General features: G+C 55.6%; 13 protein-coding genes and 1 riboswitch. Of the genes, 10 read left to right on the plus strand and 3 right to left on the minus strand.

What is annotated here, in order from left to right; genetic code table 11:
• The first annotated feature begins 2 nt into the window (after positions 1 to 2).
• Together leuC and leuD are read left to right on the plus strand one after the other, a co-directional pair.
• Complete coding sequence (gene leuC / locus LK04_RS15480) at positions 3 to 1409, plus strand: 3-isopropylmalate dehydratase large subunit (protein ID WP_039329366.1); 1407 nt, start codon at positions 3 to 5, stop codon at positions 1407 to 1409.
• A gap of 3 nt (positions 1410 to 1412) precedes the next feature.
• A complete protein-coding gene (leuD, locus tag LK04_RS15485) occupies positions 1413 to 2018 on the plus strand; it encodes a 3-isopropylmalate dehydratase small subunit (RefSeq protein ID WP_039329368.1) in 606 nt (201 codons plus the stop codon).
• 72 nt (positions 2019 to 2090) lie between these two features.
• Here the strand turns inward: leuD and LK04_RS15490 are convergent, their stop codons facing one another.
• The gene (locus LK04_RS15490; RefSeq protein WP_039329369.1) at positions 2091 to 3272 is read right to left on the minus strand and encodes an MFS transporter; all 1182 of its coding nucleotides are present in this window, start codon (positions 3270 to 3272) and stop codon (positions 2091 to 2093) included.
• A 254-nt stretch (positions 3273 to 3526) separates the two neighbouring features.
• On the opposite strand from LK04_RS15490, the gene sgrR reads away from it, so the two are divergent.
• From sgrR to thiQ, 4 genes are all read left to right on the plus strand, one after another.
• Positions 3527 to 5188, plus strand: a complete 1662-nt coding sequence (gene sgrR / locus LK04_RS15495; protein WP_039329371.1) for an HTH-type transcriptional regulator SgrR — start codon at positions 3527 to 3529, stop codon at positions 5186 to 5188.
• A gap of 35 nt (positions 5189 to 5223) precedes the next feature.
• A riboswitch (TPP riboswitch) is annotated at positions 5224 to 5316 on the plus strand.
• Positions 5317 to 5364: 48 nt separating this feature from the next.
• Entirely contained in the window at positions 5365 to 6351 is a 987-nt protein-coding gene (gene thiB / locus LK04_RS15500) for a thiamine ABC transporter substrate binding subunit (protein ID WP_039329372.1), read from the plus strand.
• Positions 6351 to 7937, plus strand: coding sequence for a thiamine/thiamine pyrophosphate ABC transporter permease ThiP (gene thiP / locus LK04_RS15505; RefSeq protein ID WP_039329374.1), 1587 nt, complete (start codon positions 6351 to 6353; stop codon positions 7935 to 7937). Before thiB ends, thiP begins: the two co-directional genes overlap by 1 nt.
• Positions 7921 to 8622 carry a thiamine ABC transporter ATP-binding protein ThiQ gene (gene thiQ / locus LK04_RS15510; protein WP_039329375.1) on the plus strand — a complete coding sequence of 234 codons (702 nt, stop codon included), beginning with the start codon at positions 7921 to 7923 and terminating at the stop codon, positions 8620 to 8622. The genes thiP and thiQ overlap by 17 nt, the downstream gene beginning before the upstream one ends.
• Here thiQ and LK04_RS15515 read toward each other — a convergent pair.
• Complete coding sequence (locus tag LK04_RS15515) at positions 8619 to 9383, minus strand: DedA family protein (protein WP_039329378.1); 765 nt, start codon at positions 9381 to 9383, stop codon at positions 8619 to 8621. The two genes, thiQ and LK04_RS15515, sit on opposite strands and share 4 nt — an antisense overlap.
• 153 nt (positions 9384 to 9536) lie before the next feature.
• Here LK04_RS15515 and polB point away from each other — a divergent pair, with 153 nt between their 5' ends.
• From polB to rluA, 3 genes are all read left to right on the plus strand, one after another.
• Positions 9537 to 11897: a DNA polymerase II gene (gene polB, locus LK04_RS15520; protein ID WP_039329379.1), complete on the plus strand. Its 2361-nt coding sequence runs from the start codon at positions 9537 to 9539 to the stop codon at positions 11895 to 11897.
• A 152-nt stretch (positions 11898 to 12049) separates the two neighbouring features.
• Positions 12050 to 14956, plus strand: a complete 2907-nt coding sequence (rapA, locus tag LK04_RS15525; RefSeq protein WP_039329381.1) for an RNA polymerase-associated protein RapA — start codon at positions 12050 to 12052, stop codon at positions 14954 to 14956.
• Positions 14957 to 14976: 20 nt separating this feature from the next.
• Entirely contained in the window at positions 14977 to 15636 is a 660-nt protein-coding gene (gene rluA / locus LK04_RS15530) for a bifunctional tRNA pseudouridine(32) synthase/23S rRNA pseudouridine(746) synthase RluA (protein ID WP_039329382.1), read from the plus strand.
• Positions 15637 to 15780: 144 nt separating this feature from the next.
• Here rluA and djlA read toward each other — a convergent pair whose 3' ends face one another.
• Complete coding sequence (gene djlA / locus LK04_RS15535) at positions 15781 to 16593, minus strand: co-chaperone DjlA (RefSeq protein ID WP_039329384.1); 813 nt, start codon at positions 16591 to 16593, stop codon at positions 15781 to 15783.
• 181 nt (positions 16594 to 16774) lie between these two features.
• Here djlA and lptD point away from each other — a divergent pair, with 181 nt between their 5' ends.
• Positions 16775 to 19153, plus strand: a complete 2379-nt coding sequence (gene lptD / locus LK04_RS15540; RefSeq protein WP_039329387.1) for an LPS assembly protein LptD — start codon at positions 16775 to 16777, stop codon at positions 19151 to 19153.
• Positions 19154 to 19189: the final 36 nt, after the last annotated feature.

Here is a 19189-nt window from a genome sequence, read left to right on the forward strand (position 1 = left end):
AAATGAAAAGCTTATACCAGAAGTTATTTGATGCACATGTCGTCCACGAAGCACCAAACGAAACCCCGTTACTGTACATCGATCGCCATCTGATCCATGAAGTGACGTCACCGCAGGCCTTTGATGGCCTGCGCGCCCACGGCCGCAAAGTGCGCCAGCCGTCAAAGACGTTCGCCACCATGGATCACAACGTTTCAACCCAGACCAAAGACATTAATGCGTCGGGTGAGATGGCGCGTATTCAGATGCAAGAGCTGATCAAGAACTGTGCTGAGTTCGGTATTCAGCTGTATGACCTGAATCACCCGTTCCAGGGCATCGTGCACGTGATCGGGCCTGAACAAGGCATGACGTTGCCAGGCATGACCATTGTCTGCGGTGACTCTCATACCGCCACGCATGGCGCGTTCGGTTCACTGGCCTTCGGCATCGGGACCTCTGAAGTGGAGCACGTCTTCGCCACACAGACCCTGAAACAGGGTCGTGCCAAAACCATGAAGATTGAAGTCCAGGGCGAAGCTGCCACGGGCATCACCGCAAAAGACATTGTGTTGGCGATTATCGGTAAAACCGGCAGCGCCGGCGGTACCGGTCATGTGGTGGAGTTCTGTGGCCCGGCGATTGAAGCGCTGAGCATGGAAGGCCGTATGACGCTGTGTAATATGGCGATTGAAATGGGCGCGAAAGCTGGCCTGGTCGCGCCAGACGACACCACTTTCGCGTATCTGAAAGATAAGCAGTTCGCGCCAAAAGGCGAGCAGTGGGAAGAGGCCGTAGCTTACTGGCGCACCCTGAAGTCCGACAGCGATGCCAAATTCGATACCATTGTCACCCTGAACGCGGCTGATATCGCACCACAGGTGACCTGGGGCACCAACCCAGGCCAGGTGATGGCGGTGGATCAGGCTATCCCGAATCCACAGTCCTTCGCCGATCCGGTTGAGCGCGCCTCTGCCGAAAAAGCCTTGGCTTATATGGATTTGCAGCCAGGCATCAAACTGACCGACGTAGCCATCGATAAAGTGTTTATCGGTTCCTGCACCAACTCACGTATTGAAGATCTGCGTGCGGCTGCCGCTATCGCTAAAGGCCGCAAAGTGGCACCAGGCGTCGTCGCGATGGTGGTACCGGGTTCCGGTCCAGTGAAGGCGCAAGCCGAAGCGGAAGGTCTGGATAAAATCTTCCTGGAGGCGGGTTTTGAATGGCGTCTGCCGGGTTGCTCCATGTGTCTGGCGATGAACAACGACCGTCTGAATCCAGGCGAGCGTTGCGCATCCACCAGCAACCGTAACTTTGAAGGTCGTCAGGGCCGTGGTGGTCGTACTCACTTGGTGAGCCCGGCGATGGCTGCAGCTGCGGCGGTAACCGGTCGTTTTGCCGACATTCGTGAATTGACTCAGGGAGCTTAAGCCATGGCGAACAAATTTACTCAGCACACCGGGATTGTGGCCCCACTGGATGCCGCCAACGTCGACACCGATGCCATCATCCCTAAGCAGTTCTTGCAGAAAGTGACCCGCACCGGGTTCGGCGCGCATCTGTTCCACGACTGGCGCTTCGAAGATGACGCCGGCACCGTGCCCACCGCCAGCTTCGTGTTGAATAAACCGGAGTTTAAAGGCACCAGCATTCTGTTGGCGCGTGAAAACTTCGGCTGTGGCTCATCCCGTGAGCACGCTCCTTGGGCACTGACTGATTTCGGTTTCCATGTAGTGATTGCACCAAGCTTCGCGGATATTTTCTACGGCAACAGCTTCAACAACCAGTTGCTGCCAGTGAAATTAAGCGATGAAGAAGTTGATGAGATGTTCAAACTGGTTGCCGCGCAGCCGGGTGTGACATTCACGGTTGACCTGGAAGCGCAGACGGTGACGGCGGGTGATAAGACCTATAGCTTTGAAATCGACAGTTTCCGTCGCCACTGCATGATCAATGGCCTCGACAGCATTGGCCTGACGCTGCAACACGAAGCGTCCATTGCCAACTACGAGACCAGCCAGCCCGCGTTTTTACGTTGATATAAACAGGTGCGCATGATGCGCACCCTACGTAAAATGTGCCCTAAGGTCGCCATTTATGGCGACCTTTATTTATTGCGCATCCCGCACGCGTGACGCCAGTCCCAACGCGACTATCGCCATTACCAACGCCAGCCAGTACACCGATTCATGTCCGAAGCGCTCACTGAGCGTGCCTTGGATCAATCCCGCAATGATTAGACCGGTCGAAATGGACGTGGTGAACATTGTGGTAGCCGCACCGGCGCGTCCCGGCATCAAATCCTGGAACCACAGCATGCCAATCCCCGCCACAATGCCGATAAACGCGGCATTAAACAGTTGCAGCACCATCAACGCCGTGCGCGAATGGAACAGCACCAAACCGAGATAAAACAGAATGGCCGCCACCAGCGCCAGCAGCACTAACTTGCGTTTGCCAAACCGTTTTGCGTAGTGACCGGCCAATAGCATGATAGGGATCTCCAGCCCAGCCGCGGTACCCATCAACAGACCTGCCAGCTTTTCCGGCAGGCCCAACGTTGCGCTGATATACAGCGGCATATCGATGATATACATGGTGTTACACGCCCACATCACCACCGATGCGATGAATAGCATGCGCACCTGGCTGTCTTTCCATGGGCTGAGCTGGGTCAGCACTTGCTCGGGTGTGGCTGCAACACGCGGCACTGATGGCAGCGTGCGCCAGATCAGCAGCAAACTCAGCAGGAAAATCGCGGCCGCCACGCAAAACAGCGTCACGAAACCGTAGTTGAGCGCCAGTGCAAAAGAGAGCGGCGGGCCAATCACCCACGCCAGGGACAGCTGCGCACGCATCACCGAACTGAACATCACCACTTCACGTGCCGACTGATCGGCATACTCACGTGCCAAGGCAAAGATCTGCGGAATCGCCACGCTAGCCAGTCCTGACAGCAATACGCCCACACTAATTAACGTCAGATAGTGACGGTTAAAGGCGAACAACAGGGCATTGAGCACCGCCATCAGACAGCAAAAAAGGATCAAATTACGCCGGTCACCCCGGCTGTCCGAGCGCTTCGCCATCAACAGGCTAATCACAATCCCGGCTATGGCGTTAATGGTGAAAAACAATCCCACCCAAAACGGCCGCACCTGCACTTCACGCGTCAGGAACAGACTGAGCGTGGGTGCCTGTAAGGCCCCTGCCACACCCGTCATAAAGGACACAGCCATAAAAGAGAGATAAACCGGATTGAGACGGCGCTGGCGCGTTAACAGCGATTTCATGCAGAAATCCCTTTGAGGAGAATCGGACAACAGAAAAGAGGGTAGAAGATTCCACAGCAAAACGAAAAAAGCCAGCAGAGAAAACGCTGCTGGCGGTGAAAATGCACCCTACTCAGAAAGAGGTTCTACGTCGGCAGAACCGCTGGCAGAGCGCCATTCATTGCTGAATGCCTCCCGCTCTTCCATTGCTGGGCAGTATGCCTCTAATATGGGGCAGGAAAAACTGAGCGATTCTGAGAAGGAGTTCCCCTTTTATGTCCTCTGCGCGACTGCAACAGCAGTTCATCCGCCTGTGGCAAAGCTGCCAGGGCCAGGATCAGGAAACCACACTAAGCGAGCTGGCCGATCTTTTACACTGTTCACGACGCCATATGCGTAACCTGCTCAATGCCATGCAGGCCGCAGGTTGGCTGATCTGGCAGGCAGAGGCGGGGCGCGGTAAACGCTCCACTTTAAGTTTCAATTACACCGGTTTGGCACTCCAGCAGCAGCGCGCCGAGGATCTGCTGGAGCAGGATCGCATCGAGCAGTTGGTGCAACTGGTGGGTGACAAGGATCAGGTGCGCCAGATGATCGCCGCCCACCTTGGGCGCAGTTTCCGTCAGGGGAAACACATCCTGCGCGTGCTCTACTACCGCCCATTGCCTAATCTGCTGCCCGGCTCGCCGCTGCGTCGCTCTGAAACCCATCTGGCGCGACAAATTTTCAATGGCCTGACGCGAGTAAATGAGGAAAAGGGGGAAGTCGAACCGGATATCGCCCATCACTGGCAGCAAACCTCACCGCTGCACTGGCGATTCTTTTTGCGACCGGCGATTCGCTTTCATCATGGTCGTGAACTGGAGATGGAAGATATCATCGCCTCGCTGGACCGCGTGCGCACCCAGCCGCTGTTTTCCCATATCGAGAATTTGCATTCCCCGGCGCCCTGGACGCTGGATATCCACCTGAGCCAACCTGACGATTGGTTGCCCTGGCTGTTGGCTAGCGTCAGTGCCATGATCCTGCCGCGCGAATGGCCCACGCTGCGCCATTTTTCACGCCAACCCATCGGCACCGGACCCTACAGCGTGGTGCGTAATCAGCAGACACAGCTAAAAATCGCCGCCTGGGATGACTATTTTGGCTATCGCGCCTTAATTGATGATGTGTCTATTTGGGTATTGCCTGAGATCAGTGATGAACTGGTGTACGCCGGGGTGAAACTGCAGGGTGAAACCGCGGATGAGAAGTCCGAAGAGAGCCGGCTTGAAGAAGGCTGCTATTTTCTGCTGTACGATCAGCGGTCCGAACGTGGACGCGATGCCCATTTTCGCCGCTGGGTCAGCTATCTGTTCAATCCCATCGCCCTGCTGAACCATGCAGGAGTAGGTTATCAGCGCTACTGGTTCCCGGCGTACGGTTTACTGCCGCGCTGGCACCATCGTCGCGACCTGACGCCTGCCACAAAACCTGAAGGGTTAACGCAACTGACACTCAGTTGGTACAGCCATCATGTCGAACATGAGGGCATCGCAAATGCGTTACGTCCGCTACTGGCGGAACAAGGTGTTGAGCTAATTACCCAAGAACTCAGCTATGAAGCGTGGTTCGAGGGCGCGGGTGAAAGCGATATCTGGCTCGGCAGCGTCAATTTTACGTTACCACTGGACTACGCACTGTTTGCCCAACTGTACGAGCTGCCGCTGATGCATCACTGTGTGCCCATTGACTGGCAAGCCGATGCTGAACAGTGGCGACAAAAAAACCTGCCTCTGGCCGAATGGAGCAAACATCTGGTCAACAATGACTTCATCCATCCGCTGTTTCACCACTGGTTATTGCTTGAAGGTCAACGCAGTATGCGTGGGGTGCGCCTGAACACGCTCGGCTGGTTTGACTTTAAATCGGCCTGGTTTGCGCCGCCGGAGTTGTGAGGCTTTCACGCTGTCACAGAAGTGTCTAAACTAGGCCGTTCTCAACGGGGTGCCCTTTCCGGGCTGAGATAAACCCGTCGAACCTGATCCGGTTAATACCGGCGTAGGGATTTGAGATGTCCATTAACTCAGATCCTTTGCGACTCGAACTTATTATTCTCCTTAAGGAGCGCAAAGTGTTAAACAAAGTCCTGCCTCTGGTCCTGCTGGTTGCTGCCCCGGCTTTCGCCGCCAAACCGGTACTCACCGTGTATACCTATGATTCCTTCTCTGCGGACTGGGGTCCGGGCCCGGCGGTTAAAAAAGCCTTTGAAGCTGAATGTGGCTGCGAGCTGAAATATGTCGCTCTGGAAGATGGTGTGTCACTGCTCAACCGCGTGCGCATGGAAGGCAAAAACAGCCAAGCCGATGTGGTGCTGGGCCTCGATAATAATCTGGTGCAGGCCGCAGAGAAAACCGGCTTGTTCGCCAAGAGCGCCGTGGACACCAGCAAACTCCAGTTACCGGATGCCTGGCACAACGACACCTTCATTCCGTTTGACTACGGCTACTTCGCATTCGTTTACGATAAGAATAAGCTGAAGAACCCGCCGAAAAGCCTGAAAGAGTTGGTGGAAAGCCCTAAGAAGTGGCGCGTGATTTATGAAGATCCGCGCACCAGTACGCCAGGCCTCGGTTTACTGCTGTGGATGCAGAAAGTGTACGGCGATCAAGCACCTGACGCCTGGCAGAAGCTGGCAAAAAAGACCGTCACGGTCACCAAGGGTTGGAGTGAAGCCTACGGTTTGTTTCTGAAAGGGGAAAGCGATCTGGTGCTGAGTTACACCACCTCTCCGGCTTACCACATCATTGAAGAGAAAAAAGAGAACTACGCGGCAGCACCTTTCAGCGAAGGGCACTATTTGCAGGTGGAAGTTGCAGCTCAACTCGCCAGCAGCAAGCAACCGAAACTGGCGCAGCAATTTATGCAGTTTATGGTCTCTCCGGCCTTCCAGCAGACCATTCCCACCGGCAACTGGATGTATCCAGTGATTAAAAGCGATCTGCCAGCGGGTTATCAGTCATTGTCCAAACCGGCGACGGCGCTGCAGTTCACACCTGCACAAGTTGCTGACCATCGCGCCGATTGGATCAGCGCATGGCAACGCGCCGTTAGCCAATAATGCCCGGTTGGTTGATTCCTGGCACGGCCATCGCACTCCTACTCTGTGCGGTGGCGCTGCTGGCCTTTGGCGCGCTGGTCGTGGCCGCGCCAGTGACAGACTGGTGCGCCCTGCTCACTGACAGTTATCTGCATCATGTGCTGGCGTTCTCCTTTGAGCAGGCGCTGCTGTCGGCCCTGTTCTCCGTGCTGCCCGCCATTTTGCTCGCGCGGGCGCTCTATCGCCGTCGCTTCCCCGGACGAACGCTGTTGCTACGCCTTTGCGCCATGACGCTGGTGCTGCCGGTGCTGGTCGCGGTGTTCGGGCTGCTCAGCGTCTACGGTCGCAGCGGCTGGCTGGCCCAACTCTGTGCTCTGTTGGGCCTTGATTACCGCTTCTCACCTTATGGTTTGCAGGGCATTCTGCTGGCGCACGTGTTCTTCAATCTGCCTTTGGCCACGCGCATGCTATTGCAGGCGCTGGAGAATATTCCCGGTGAACAGCGCCAGCTGGCCGCACAGCTTGGTCTGCGTGGCTGGAACCAGTTTCGTCTGCTGGAGTGGCCGTGGTTGCGCCGCCAAATCCTGCCCACCGCCGCGCTGATCTTTATGCTGTGCTTTGCCAGTTTCGCCACGGTGCTGGCGTTGGGTGGTGGCCCGCAAGCCACCACGCTGGAGTTGGCGATCTATCAGGCGTTGAGTTTCGATTACGATCCCAGCCGGGCGGCGCTGCTGGCACTGCTCCAGCTCGGTTGCTGCTTAATGCTGGTGCTGTTAAGCCAGCGCTTTAGCAAAGCCATCCCCACGGGCAGCCAGAACATTCGCGGTTGGCGTGACCCGCAGGATTCCTGGCAGGCACGCATCAGCGATACCCTACTGATTGGCCTTGCGCTCTTGCTGCTCCTGCCGCCCTTAGCCGCAGTGGTTGTTGATGGCTTACGCGGCGGCGTGGCGGGCGCGCTGCAACAACCTGCGCTGTGGCAGGCGACCTTGACGTCACTGCGCATCGCGCTCGGTGCCGGGCTGCTGTGCGTGATACTGACCATAATGCTGCTGTGGAGCAGCCGAGAATTACGCCAGCGCCAACGTAAGGTGGCGGCTCAGGCGATGGAACTGAGCGGTATGCTGATTCTGGCGATGCCCGGCATCGTGCTGGCCAGTGGATTCTTCCTGCTGTTCAACGCCACGGTCGGTTTGCCACAGCGGGCCGACGGGCTGGTGATTTTCACCAATGCGTTGATCGCCATCCCTTATGCCATGAAAGTGCTGGAAAACCCGATGCGCGATATCAATACGCGTTACAGCCAGCTCTGTGCTTCGCTCGGCATTGCCGGGTTTAATCGCCTGAAAATGATTGAACTGCGCGCGCTGAAGCGCCCATTGGCCCAGGCGCTGGCATTTGCCTGCGTGCTCTCCATCGGCGATTTCGGTGTGGTCGCGCTGTTTGGCAGCGCCGATTTCCGCACCCTGCCGTTCTATCTGTTCCAGCAAATTGGGGCCTATCGCGGTGAGGATGGTGCCGTAACGGCACTGCTGCTGTTATTGCTGTGCCTGTTACTCTTTACTATGATGGAAAAATTGCCGGGTCGCCATGCTGACACTGAATAACCTCACCTACCTGTACCAACACTTGCCGATGCGCTTCCGTTTCGAGGCGCAGGCGGGTGAGCGCCTGGCGATCCTTGGCCCCAGTGGCGCGGGTAAAAGCACCTTACTGAGTCTGCTGGGCGGCTTCCTGCCCGTCAGCCAGGGAACCTTGATCATGAATGGCGTCGATCACACGCGCAGCGTCCCCTCGGCGCGACCGGTATCGATGCTGTTTCAGGAGAACAATCTGTTCCCGCACCTCACGGTGCAGCAGAATCTGGGATTGGGTTTACACCCCGGCCTGAAACTCACGCCGCAACAGCAGCAACAGATCGCCGCCATCGCCGAACAAACCGGTTTGCAAAGCCTGCTGACGCGCTTACCCGATCAGCTGTCAGGCGGTCAGCGTCAACGCGTCGCGCTGGCGCGCTGCCTGCTGCGCAATCAGCCAATCTTACTGCTGGATGAGCCTTTTTCCGCGCTCGATCCGGCACTGCGCGGTGAGATGCTGCAACTGGTGCGCTCGGTGTGCGAAAGTCGCAACATTACCTTGCTGATGGTGTCGCACAGTCTGGAAGATGCGCAACAGATTGCCCCACGCAGCCTGGTGGTGGTGGATGGTCGGATTTACTGGGATGGCAGCACAGAAAGTTTGATCAACGGTGAGAGTGAAGCGGCCGCCATCCTTGGCGTGAGAAAGTCTTAAGCGAAGAACACCTTCCACAGCAACTGACGGAAGATCGGCATCATCGGGTGGTATTGAATGGCAATAAATGCCGCCACGCCGATGGCTGCCGACAGCGGTGCCAGCCAACGCAGACGGGCGAGCGGCAGATATTTGGTCGCCCAATCGATCGTTTTGCCACTGCGATACCAACGCCACAGCAGCCAGCAACCCAGCCACACCAGCACCGCAACCAGCAACAGCAGCCATTTGAAGTTGCCTCCTTGCGCCGCCTGCGGCACATCAATCGCCACACCCGCCAAAATACCCGGCATCAGATAGGCGGGCGGCCAGAGAATACAGCCGATCAGGTTAGGCGGCAGGAACTTGCGTACCGGCAGCTCCAGCATGCCCGCCGCCAGTGGAATCAGTGGTCGGGTCGGACCGACAAAGCGCCCCACCAGGATGGTGAACATGCTGTGTTCGTGCAGAGCATGCTCGGTTTTATCCAGCAAGCCTTTATACTTTTTCAGATATTTCCAACGATGCAGCGGCCCCTGAAACTTCCAGCCGATACCGTATGACACCCAATCGCCGATTAGACAACCGGCAAAACCAGCCGCCCAGGCGGGATAAAGGCCAATCTGTCCGCTACCGACCAGCGCCCCAAGGCTGGCCATCAATACGGTGCCTGGTAACAGCAATCCCACGAACGCCAGCGACTCCAGAAAGGTGACCAGCGCCACGGCAAAGAGGGCGAACTCCAGCGATTGCGTAAACAGGTGTTGAATCCAGGCTTCCATAACTATCCTCTGCGGAATATAGAGGCTGGATTGTCCGGAGCCAGCGCCACAGCGTCAAGCCAAGATTTGTACGTCAATATTGACAATTCAGCCAACAGCACACTGTATAAACATCCATGATATACTCAATGTAATTCAATCTCTGGAGTTCACGTGACCGATCCGCGCGCAGGTTTTCTACTCACCCGACACTGGCGAGACACGCCAACCGGCAGCGAAGTGGTGCTGTGGCTGGCCACCGACCAAGGGCCACAACGCCTGGTGCTGCCCGCGCAGGAGTCCGTGGCGTTTATTCCGGAAGAGTTTCGCAGCCAAACCGAAGCGCTGATCGCTGATGAGCGCCATACGCATCTGCAAGCACTGACCCTGAAAGATTTTCGTCGCCGTCCGGTATTTGGTCTCTATTGCCGCAGCAACCGCCAGCTGCAAAATCTGGAAAAGCGCCTGCGCGAAAATGGCATCTCCGTGTATGAAGCGGATATTCGGCCGCCTGAACGCTATTTAATGGAGCGTTTTATTACCGCGCCAGTGTGGTTCAGCGGTGACGTTCGCGGCGACAGCGTGGTCAATGCGCGCCTGAAACCGCATCCTGATTATCGTCCACAGCTGAAATGGGTGTCGCTGGACATTGAAACCACCGAGCACGGCGAACTCTACTGTATCGGACTTGAAGGCTGCGGTCAGCGCCAGGTTTACATGCTCGGTCCGCCAAACGGCGATGCCAGCGCGCTGGATTTCGACCTGATCTATTTGGACAGTCGCCCGCAATTGCTGGAGCAGCTCAATGCCTGGTTTGCGCGTCACGACCCGGATGTGATTATCGGCTGGAGTGTGGTGCAGTTTGACCTGCGCGTGCTGCAAAAACATGCCGACCGTTATGGCATTCCGCTGCGTTTAGGCCGGCAAAATCAAGCGCTGGAGTGGCGCGAGCACGGTTTCAAACCGGGTGTGTTTTTCGCCCAGGCCCAAGGGCGGCTGGTGATCGATGGCATTGAAGCGCTTAAATCAGCGTTTTGGGATTTCCCCTCATTCAGCCTCGAAGCGGTGTCACGTCAATTGCTCGGTGAAGGCAAAGCCATTGATAACCCCTGGCAACGCATGGAAGAGATCAACTGGCGTTTTGCCCATGACAAACCGGCGTTGGCGAAGTACAACCTGAAAGACTGCGAGCTGGTGACGCGCATCTTTCAGCACACTGCCATCATGCCGTTTCTGTTGGAACGCGCCACCGTCAATGGCCTGGCGGTGGATCGCCACGGGGGCTCGGTGGCCGCGTTCGGTCACCTCTATATTCCGCGCATGCATCGCGCCGGATTTGTCGCACCTAATCTCGGTGAAGTGGCCCCCGAAGCCAGCCCAGGCGGCTACGTAATGGATTCTCGCCCCGGCCTGTATGATTCGGTACTGGTGCTGGACTACAAAAGCCTCTATCCCTCGATTATTCGCACGTTCCTGATCGATCCGGTGGGTTTGGTTGAAGGGCTGGCACATCCAGATGATGCCGATTCGGTGCCCGGTTTCCGCCATGCGCGCTTCTCGCGCCATACACACTGCTTACCGGCGATTGTGCAGCAGATTTGGCAAGGGCGTGAAGCCGCGAAGCGCGAGGGTAATCAACCTTTGTCGCAGGCATTAAAGATCATCATGAACGCCTTTTATGGCGTGCTCGGCACCAGCGCCTGCCGCTTCTTTGATCCTCGCCTGGCGTCATCGATCACCCTGCGCGGGCACGCCATCATGCAGCAAACGCGTCAACTGATTGAAGCCGAAGGTTTTGATGTGATTTACGGCGACACTGATTCGACCTTTGTCTGGTTAAAGAGCGCGCACAGCGAAACGGATGCCGCGGCAATTGGCCGTCGCCTGGCAGAACAGGTCAACAGCTGGTGGCAGCAACATCTGCAGCAAACCTACGGGCTGGAGAGTGCACTGGAGCTGGAATACGAAACCCATTTCAGCCGCTTCCTGATGCCGACTATTCGCGGGGCCGAGCAAGGCAGCAAAAAGCGTTACGCCGGGATGATTCGTACCGACGGCACGGAACGATTGGTGTTCAAAGGGCTGGAATCGGTGCGCACCGACTGGACGCCGCTCGCACAGCAGTTCCAGCAAAATTTGTATGGTCGCATTTTCCGTGGCGAGCCCTGGCAAGACTATATCCGTGAAACGGTAGCCGAGTTGCTGGCGGGCGAACTGGATGATCAGTTGATCTACAAAAAACGGCTGCGTCGGGCGTTAAAAGATTATGAAAAAAATGTGCCGCCACATGTACGTGCAGCACGTATTGCCGATGAGCACAATCGGAAACTACAGCGCCCGCTGCAGTATCAAAATGGCGGCTCCATTCGCTATGTGATGGCGACCGCTGGCCCGGAACCGCTGGAAGCACGCAGCACGCCCTTAGACTATGATCACTACGTCACCAAGCAGTTACAGCCGGTGGCGGAAGGCATTTTACCCTTCGTTGGCGATGACTTTGCTACACTCATTACTGGGCAGTTGGGGCTTTTTTGACAGGTGACGAATGCCTTGCCATCCAGTACCATAGCGCCCTTCCTGATTCTCACCGCAGATACAATCTGACCAAACTCTCGTTTGGCGGCGATGTATTGCCTGAGTACAGGTGAACTTCTTTATGGCATGTCAGAGAGTCGAGCTAAAAATATATGGTTTTTACACTGGGTCAACGCTGGATTAGTGATACAGAAAGTGAACTGGGACTGGGAACGGTTGTGGCGATTGATACGCGCATGATCACCATGATGTTTCCGGCTACCGGCGAAAACCGCCTGTATGCCCGCAATGATGCGCCTGTCACGCGTGTGATTTTTAATCCGGGTGACACCATCACCAACCACGAAGGTTGGCAGATGAGCGTCGATGAAGTCCGTAACGATAACGAATTAATGACTTACATCGGCACACGTCTCGACACCGCAGAAAGCGGCGTGGTGATGCGTGAAGTGATGCTGGATAGCAAACTGGTATTCAGCAAACCTCAGGACCGTCTGTTTGCCGGTCAGCTCGACCGCATGGACCGCTTTGCGCTGCGTTTCCGCGCGCGTAAATACCAGAGTGAGCAGTATCGCCTGCCGATCAGCGGCTTACGCGGGATGCGTACCAATCTTATCCCCCATCAGCTGCACATCGCCCATGACGTGGGCCGCCGTCATGCCCCTCGCGTTTTACTGGCCGATGAAGTGGGCTTAGGTAAAACCATCGAAGCCGGCATGATCATCCAGCAGCAGTTGCTGGCTGGCCGCGCCGAACGTGTGCTGATCGTGGTACCGGAAACCTTGCAGCATCAGTGGCTGGTTGAGATGTTACGTCGCTTCAACCTGCGCTTTGCGCTGTTTGATGATGACCGTTACACCGAAGCGCAGCACGACAGTGACAACGCCTTCGAAACCGAGCAGCTGATTATCTGCTCACTGGACTTCGTGCGTCGTAATAAACAGCGTCTCGAATTACTGGCCGATGCCGAATGGGATCTGTTGGTGGTCGATGAAGCCCACCACCTCGCCTGGAGCGAAGATGCACCCAGCCGCGAATACCAGGTAATTGAGCAGTTAGCAGAGAAAACCCCAGGCGTGCTGTTGCTGACCGCCACACCAGAACAGTTGGGCCTGGAAAGTCACTTCGCACGTTTGCGTCTGCTGGATCCTAATCGCTTCCACGACTTCAGCCAGTTTGTGGCTGAGCAGCAGAACTATCGTCCGGTGGCCGATGCCGTCAGCTCGCTGCTCGCCGACCACGCGATCAGCAAAGAAGAGATGAACCTGATCAACGACCTGATCGGCGAGCAAGATATTGAGCCGCTGCTGCAGGTCGCCAATAGCGATCGCGACGGCAAAGAGGACGCGCGCAAAGAGCTGGTTTCCATGCTGATGGATCGCCACGGCACCAGCCGCGTCCTGTTCCGTAACACGCGTAATGGCGTGAAGGGCTTCCCAAAACGCGAACTGCATCAGATCCGTTTGCCACTGCCCGCGCAGTATCAAACTGCGATCAAAGTCTCTGGCATCATGGGAACGCGTAAAAGTGCTGAAGAGCGCGCGCGCGACATGCTGTATCCAGAGAAGATTTACCAGGAGTTTGAAGGTGATAGCGGGACCTGGTGGAACTTCGATCCTCGCGTTGAATGGTTGATGGGCTATCTGACCAGTAACCGTAAAGAGAAAGTGCTGGTGATCTGCGCCCAAGCCGCCACTGCACTGCAGCTTGAGCAAGTGCTGCGTGAGCGCGAAGGCATTCGTGCTGCGGTGTTCCACGAAGGGTTATCGATTCTGGAACGCGACCGCGCAGCGGCTTTCTTCGCCTCTGAAGAAGAAGGTGCGCAGGTGCTGCTGTGCTCTGAAATCGGATCGGAAGGCCGTAACTTCCAGTTCGCCAGCCGCCTGGTGATGTTTGACCTGCCATTCAACCCGGATTTGCTGGAACAGCGTATTGGTCGTCTCGATCGTATCGGTCAGATGCACGATATCCAGATTCTGGTGCCGTGGCTGGAAAAAACCGCACAGGCGGTGCTGCTGCGTTGGTACAACGAAGGGCTGGATGCGTTTGAGCATACCTGCCCAACCGGTCGCACCATTTACGACAGCGAATATAGCAAACTGATTGAATTCCTCGCGGCACCAGAGAACCCGCAAGGTCTGGATGAGTTCATCACAGAAAGCCGGAAACAGCACGACGCGCTGAAAGCCCAGCTGGAACAAGGCCGTGACCGCTTGCTGGAGTTGAACTCAAACGGTGGTGAAGCGGCGCAAGTGCTGGCGAATGCGATTGGCGAGCAGGATAACGACACCGATTTGGTCAACTTCGCACTGAATCTGTTTGATATCGTCGGTATCAATCAGGAAGACCGCAGCGACAGCTTAATCGTGCTGACCCCCTCCGATCACATGCTGGTGCCGGATTTCCCAGGCTTACCAGAAGACGGCTGCACGGTCACGTTCAACCGTAACCAGGCGCTGTCACGTGAAGATACCCAGTTTATCACTTGGGAACATCCGCTGATCCGCAACGGTCTCGACCTGATTCTGTCGGGCGATACCGGCAGCTGCGCGCTGTCGCTGTTGAAAAACAAGGCGCTGCCAGTGGGCACGCTGCTGGTTGAGATGATTTACGTCGTGGAAGCCCAGGCGCCGAAGAGCCTGCAGCTCACCCGCTTCCTGCCGCCGACACCGGTACGTTTGCTGATGGACCGTGCCGGTAACAACCTGGCAGGCAAAGTGGAGTTTGAAAGCTTCAACCGTCAGCTGAATGCCGTTAATCGCCACACCGGCAGCAAGCTGGTTAATGCGGTTCAGCAGGAAGTGCACGAGATTCTGACGCAGGCCGAGAAGATGATTGTGCCGGAAGCACAGGCATTGATCGCTGCCGCGAAAGTGGAAGCGGATGAGAAGCTGAGCGCCGAGTTGTCACGCCTGGAAGCGTTGAAAGCGGTCAACCCTAACATCCGTGATGATGAGGTTGAAGCGCTGGAAAGCAATCGCGAGCAGGTGCTGGAAAGCCTGGGCGATGCGGGCTGGCGTCTGGATGCGCTGCGTCTGATCGTCGTGACGCACCAATAATCGCTTAAGGTCACTACGACATGTTGATGGAAGCCTACAATCCGCCGCTGGAACCCTGGTTACATATTCTGTATCAGGACGAGCATATTATGGTGGTGAACAAGCCAAGTGGCTTGTTGTCCGTGCCGGGCCGGCTTGAGGAGCACAAGGACAGCGTGATGACGCGCATCCAGCGTGATTTTCCTCAGGCGGAATCGGTACATCGACTGGATATGGCGACCAGCGGTGTGATCGTAGTGGCGCTGAATAAAGCGGCGGAGCGAGAACTAAAGCGTCAGTTCCGTGAGCGGGAACCTTCTAAATACTATGTGGCCCGCATCTGGGGCCATCCTGCTGCTGAAGAGGGTTTGATCGACCTACCCTTAATTTGTGACTGGCCAAATCGGCCAAAGCAGATGGTGTGCTTTGAGAATGGTAAAGCCGCGCAGACCGAGTATCAGGTGCTGGAGTATGAGGCAGGAAACAGTGCTCGCGTGCGGCTTAAGCCGATTACCGGACGCTCGCATCAACTGCGCGTGCATTTGCTGGCACTGGGCCATCCGATTCTGGGCGATCGTTTTTATGCCCACGAAGAGGCATTAGCCATGGCCGAGCGTTTGCAGTTACATGCGGAGTCCCTGACTATCACCCATCCGGCATTCGGCAATAGCATGACGTTTAAGCAGCCGGCGGATTTTTAACGGTTTCCCTCATCCCAGCCTTCTCCCGCAAGCGGGAGAAGGTGACGTACAGTGTGATGTGTCAGTCTGAAGCTTTAACAGAAATTCGCTCGATCAGTTCCCTCGCCCGCTTGCGGGAGAGGGTTAGGGTGAGGGAAAATTACTCTACTTAAATCCCTTTTCCTTGCGAATCAGATCATAAGCCGCCTGAATCTCCTGCGCTTTCTGCTTCGCCATTTCCATCATTTCCGGCGGCAACCCTTTCGCCACCAGTTTATCCGGATGGTGCTCGCTCATCAGTTTGCGGTAAGCCCGTTTGATGGTGGTGCTGTCATCACTGCTCTTCACGCCGAGCACGCTACACGCATCCTCTAACGTTGGCCCACGTTTCGCCTGCTGATAGGCACCGCCGTAAGACGAACCACCGCCGCCGAACTGTTGCCCGCCTTCCATCATGCGCAGGAACTGATCGAACTGAGTGCGCGAAATACCCAGCTCTTCAGCGATTACATACAGCACCTGACGCTCGTTGGGATGCAGCGATCCATCGGCGAACGCCGCCTGAATCTGAATTTCCAGAAACATCCTAATCAGATCGAAACGGCCAAAGCAGGCGCTGCGCAGCTCACGCAATTTATTACGCAGCGGATAGTCACTCTGCTTGCCTTCGCGGAATGCCCTTTGGGCAGCCACGCGTGCATCACCATGCAGCTGCATACGATCCATAAATAAAGAAGCAATCTGAATATCGGCTTCGGTGACGCGCCCTTTTGACTTGGTCAAATGGCCCATCACTTGAAAAGTGGTACTGAAAAACAGCGTTTGTCGCGCCTGATTGTTGGCGAAATAACCCTGTCCTTTTACACTGCGCACCTTGTCAAACATATGGCCAATGAGCAGACCCAGTACAATGCCCCAAAAGCCTGCCCCGGAAAGTAAGCCGAGAGCCAGACCAATAACTTTTCCCCAGTAGCGCATAAACTCCTCAATTCGCCATGCTTGCGGCTGAAAATTGCATTATCATACCTTTCATTTACTTCAGTGCCTAACAGCAACGCGATCAGACAAGGATTAACACTGGCACAACGCCGGGCAGTAAGTTAGTCTCTGAGCCGATTGTCGGCATGATGCCCGTTCTCATGGAAATCCCGAACCGCGTATGAAAAAACAGATACCTACCCTGCTGGCAACCATGATTGGTGCAGCGCTCTACAGTCAGCAGACGTTCGCCGACGACCTTATGTCGCAGTGTATGTTGGGCGTGCCGAGCTACAACCGTCCACTGGTCAGTGGCGATACCAATTCGTTGCCTGTCACCATTCACTCTGACTCGGCCAAGGGTAACTACCCGAATGACGCGGTTTTTACTGGCAATGTTGACGTGCAGCAGGGCAATAGCCGCTTACGCGCCGATGAGATGCAACTGCATCAGCGCCAGCAGGATGGGCAAACCACGCCAGTACGTACAGTCGATGCGCTGGGTAATGTGCACTATGACGACAATCAGGTCATCCTGAAAGGTCCGAAAGCATGGTCCAATCTTAATACTAAAGACACCAACGTCTGGAACGGTGACTATCAAATGGTCGGCCGTCAGGGGCGTGGCGTCGCCGATCAGATGAAACTGCGCGGTGATAACCGCTATACCATTCTGGAAAACGGCAGCTTTACATCGTGCTTGCCGGGTTCCAACAGCTGGAGTGTGGTTGGCTCCGAAGTGATCCAGGATCGCCAGGAAGAAGTGGCCGAGATCTGGAATGCGCGCTTCAAACTGGGCAATGTCCCGGTATTCTATAGCCCGTATCTGCAGTTACCGATTGGCGATCGCCGTCGTTCTGGTTTCCTGATCCCCAACGCGAAGTACGGCAGTAACAATGGCTTCGAGTTCATGCTGCCGTATTACTGGAACATCGCGCCGCAGGCAGATGCCACCATTACGCCGCATTACATGAGTAAACGTGGTCTACAACTGCAGAATGAATTCCGCTATCTAACCGTGTTCGGTGCCGGTTTGATGGAACTGGATTATCTGCCTTCTGATAAGCAGTACGACAACGACAAAGCGGTGCGTGGAATCGCCGAGAATGACAGCTCCGATCGCTGGCTGTTCTATTGGCAGCATGCGGGCGTTTATGAGCAGCACTGGCGCTTCAACGCTAACTATACCAAGGTGAGCGATCCTTACTACTTCAACGATCTCGACTCGAAGTATTACAGCTCTACCGACGGTTATGCGACGCAGAAATTTAGCTTTGGCTATGCCGATACCAACTGGGATGCGACGTTGTCGACCAAAGACTTCCAGGTCTTTGGCACCACGGATTCCACCAACGTGTATCGTGCGATGCCACAGCTGGATCTCAACGCTTATCAAAACGATATTGGTCCGTTTGATGGTCGCATTTACGCACAGGCAGTGAAATTCACTAACGTGAACAGCAAAATGCCTGAAGCGACCCGTCTTCACATTGAGCCAACGTTGAACCTGCCGCTGTCGAATGGCTGGGCAAGCCTGGATACCGAAGCCAAATTCCTTGCAACGCACTACCAGCAGGACAATATCGATCGTTATAACAATAACGAAATCTCGGGCGTAGACAGCACCGGTAATCGGTTGGACAGCTCGGTGAACCGCACCATGCCACAGTTCAAAGTGGATGGACGTCTGGTATTTGACCGCAATATGGATTGGGAGCCGGGCTACACGCAAACCCTGGAGCCGCGTGTTCAGTACCTTTACATTCCGTATCGCAACCAGAGCAATATCTATCCGTACGACTCCACCCTGCTGCAAACGGACTACACCGGTTTGTTCCGCGATCGTACTTACAGTGGTCTGGACCGCATCGCTTCAGCGAACGAAGTCGCAACCGGTTTGACCACACGAATTTATGATAACGATCTGGTTGAACGTTTTAACGTTTCTGTAGGTCAAATCTACTCGTTTACCCCGTCTCGTACCGGCGTAAACCAGACAAGTGACGAAGATGATACCGGCAGCCTGGTGTGGGCTGGCGATACGTACTGGAAAATCAGCGATCGCTGGGGTGCGCGCGGCGGACTGCAATATGACACCCGCCTCGATAACGTCGCTCAGGGTAATGCCATTCTGGAATATCGCCAGGATGCCGATCGTATGGTGCAGTTAAGCTACCGTTACAGCAGTCCGGAGTATGTTGCTCAGGCCCTGAACAACTCCAGCTTGCTGACTAACCCGATTTATAAAAACGGGATTTCACAAGTGGGCGCGACCGGGAGCTGGCCGATTGCCGATGCCTGGTCACTGGTGGGGGGCTATTACTACGATACCCGCAACAGTCGTCCGGCTGAGCAGCTTATCGGCCTGCAGTACAGCTCGTGCTGCTATGCCATTCGTCTGGGTTACGAGCGCAAGATCAACGGTTGGGAAAACAACGACAGTAAGTACGACAACCAAATCTCATTCAACATTGAGCTACGTGGTCTGAGTTCTAACTATGGCTTAGGCACCAATGAAATGCTGCGTCAGGGCATCATCCCTTACCAGCGCGCTTTCTGATGTTGTGATGTTTGACAGGCTATCCCGCAGTGCGGA

This window comes from Pantoea vagans (genome assembly GCF_001506165.1).
In the GTDB taxonomy this organism is placed as follows: domain Bacteria; phylum Pseudomonadota; class Gammaproteobacteria; order Enterobacterales; family Enterobacteriaceae; genus Pantoea; species Pantoea vagans_C.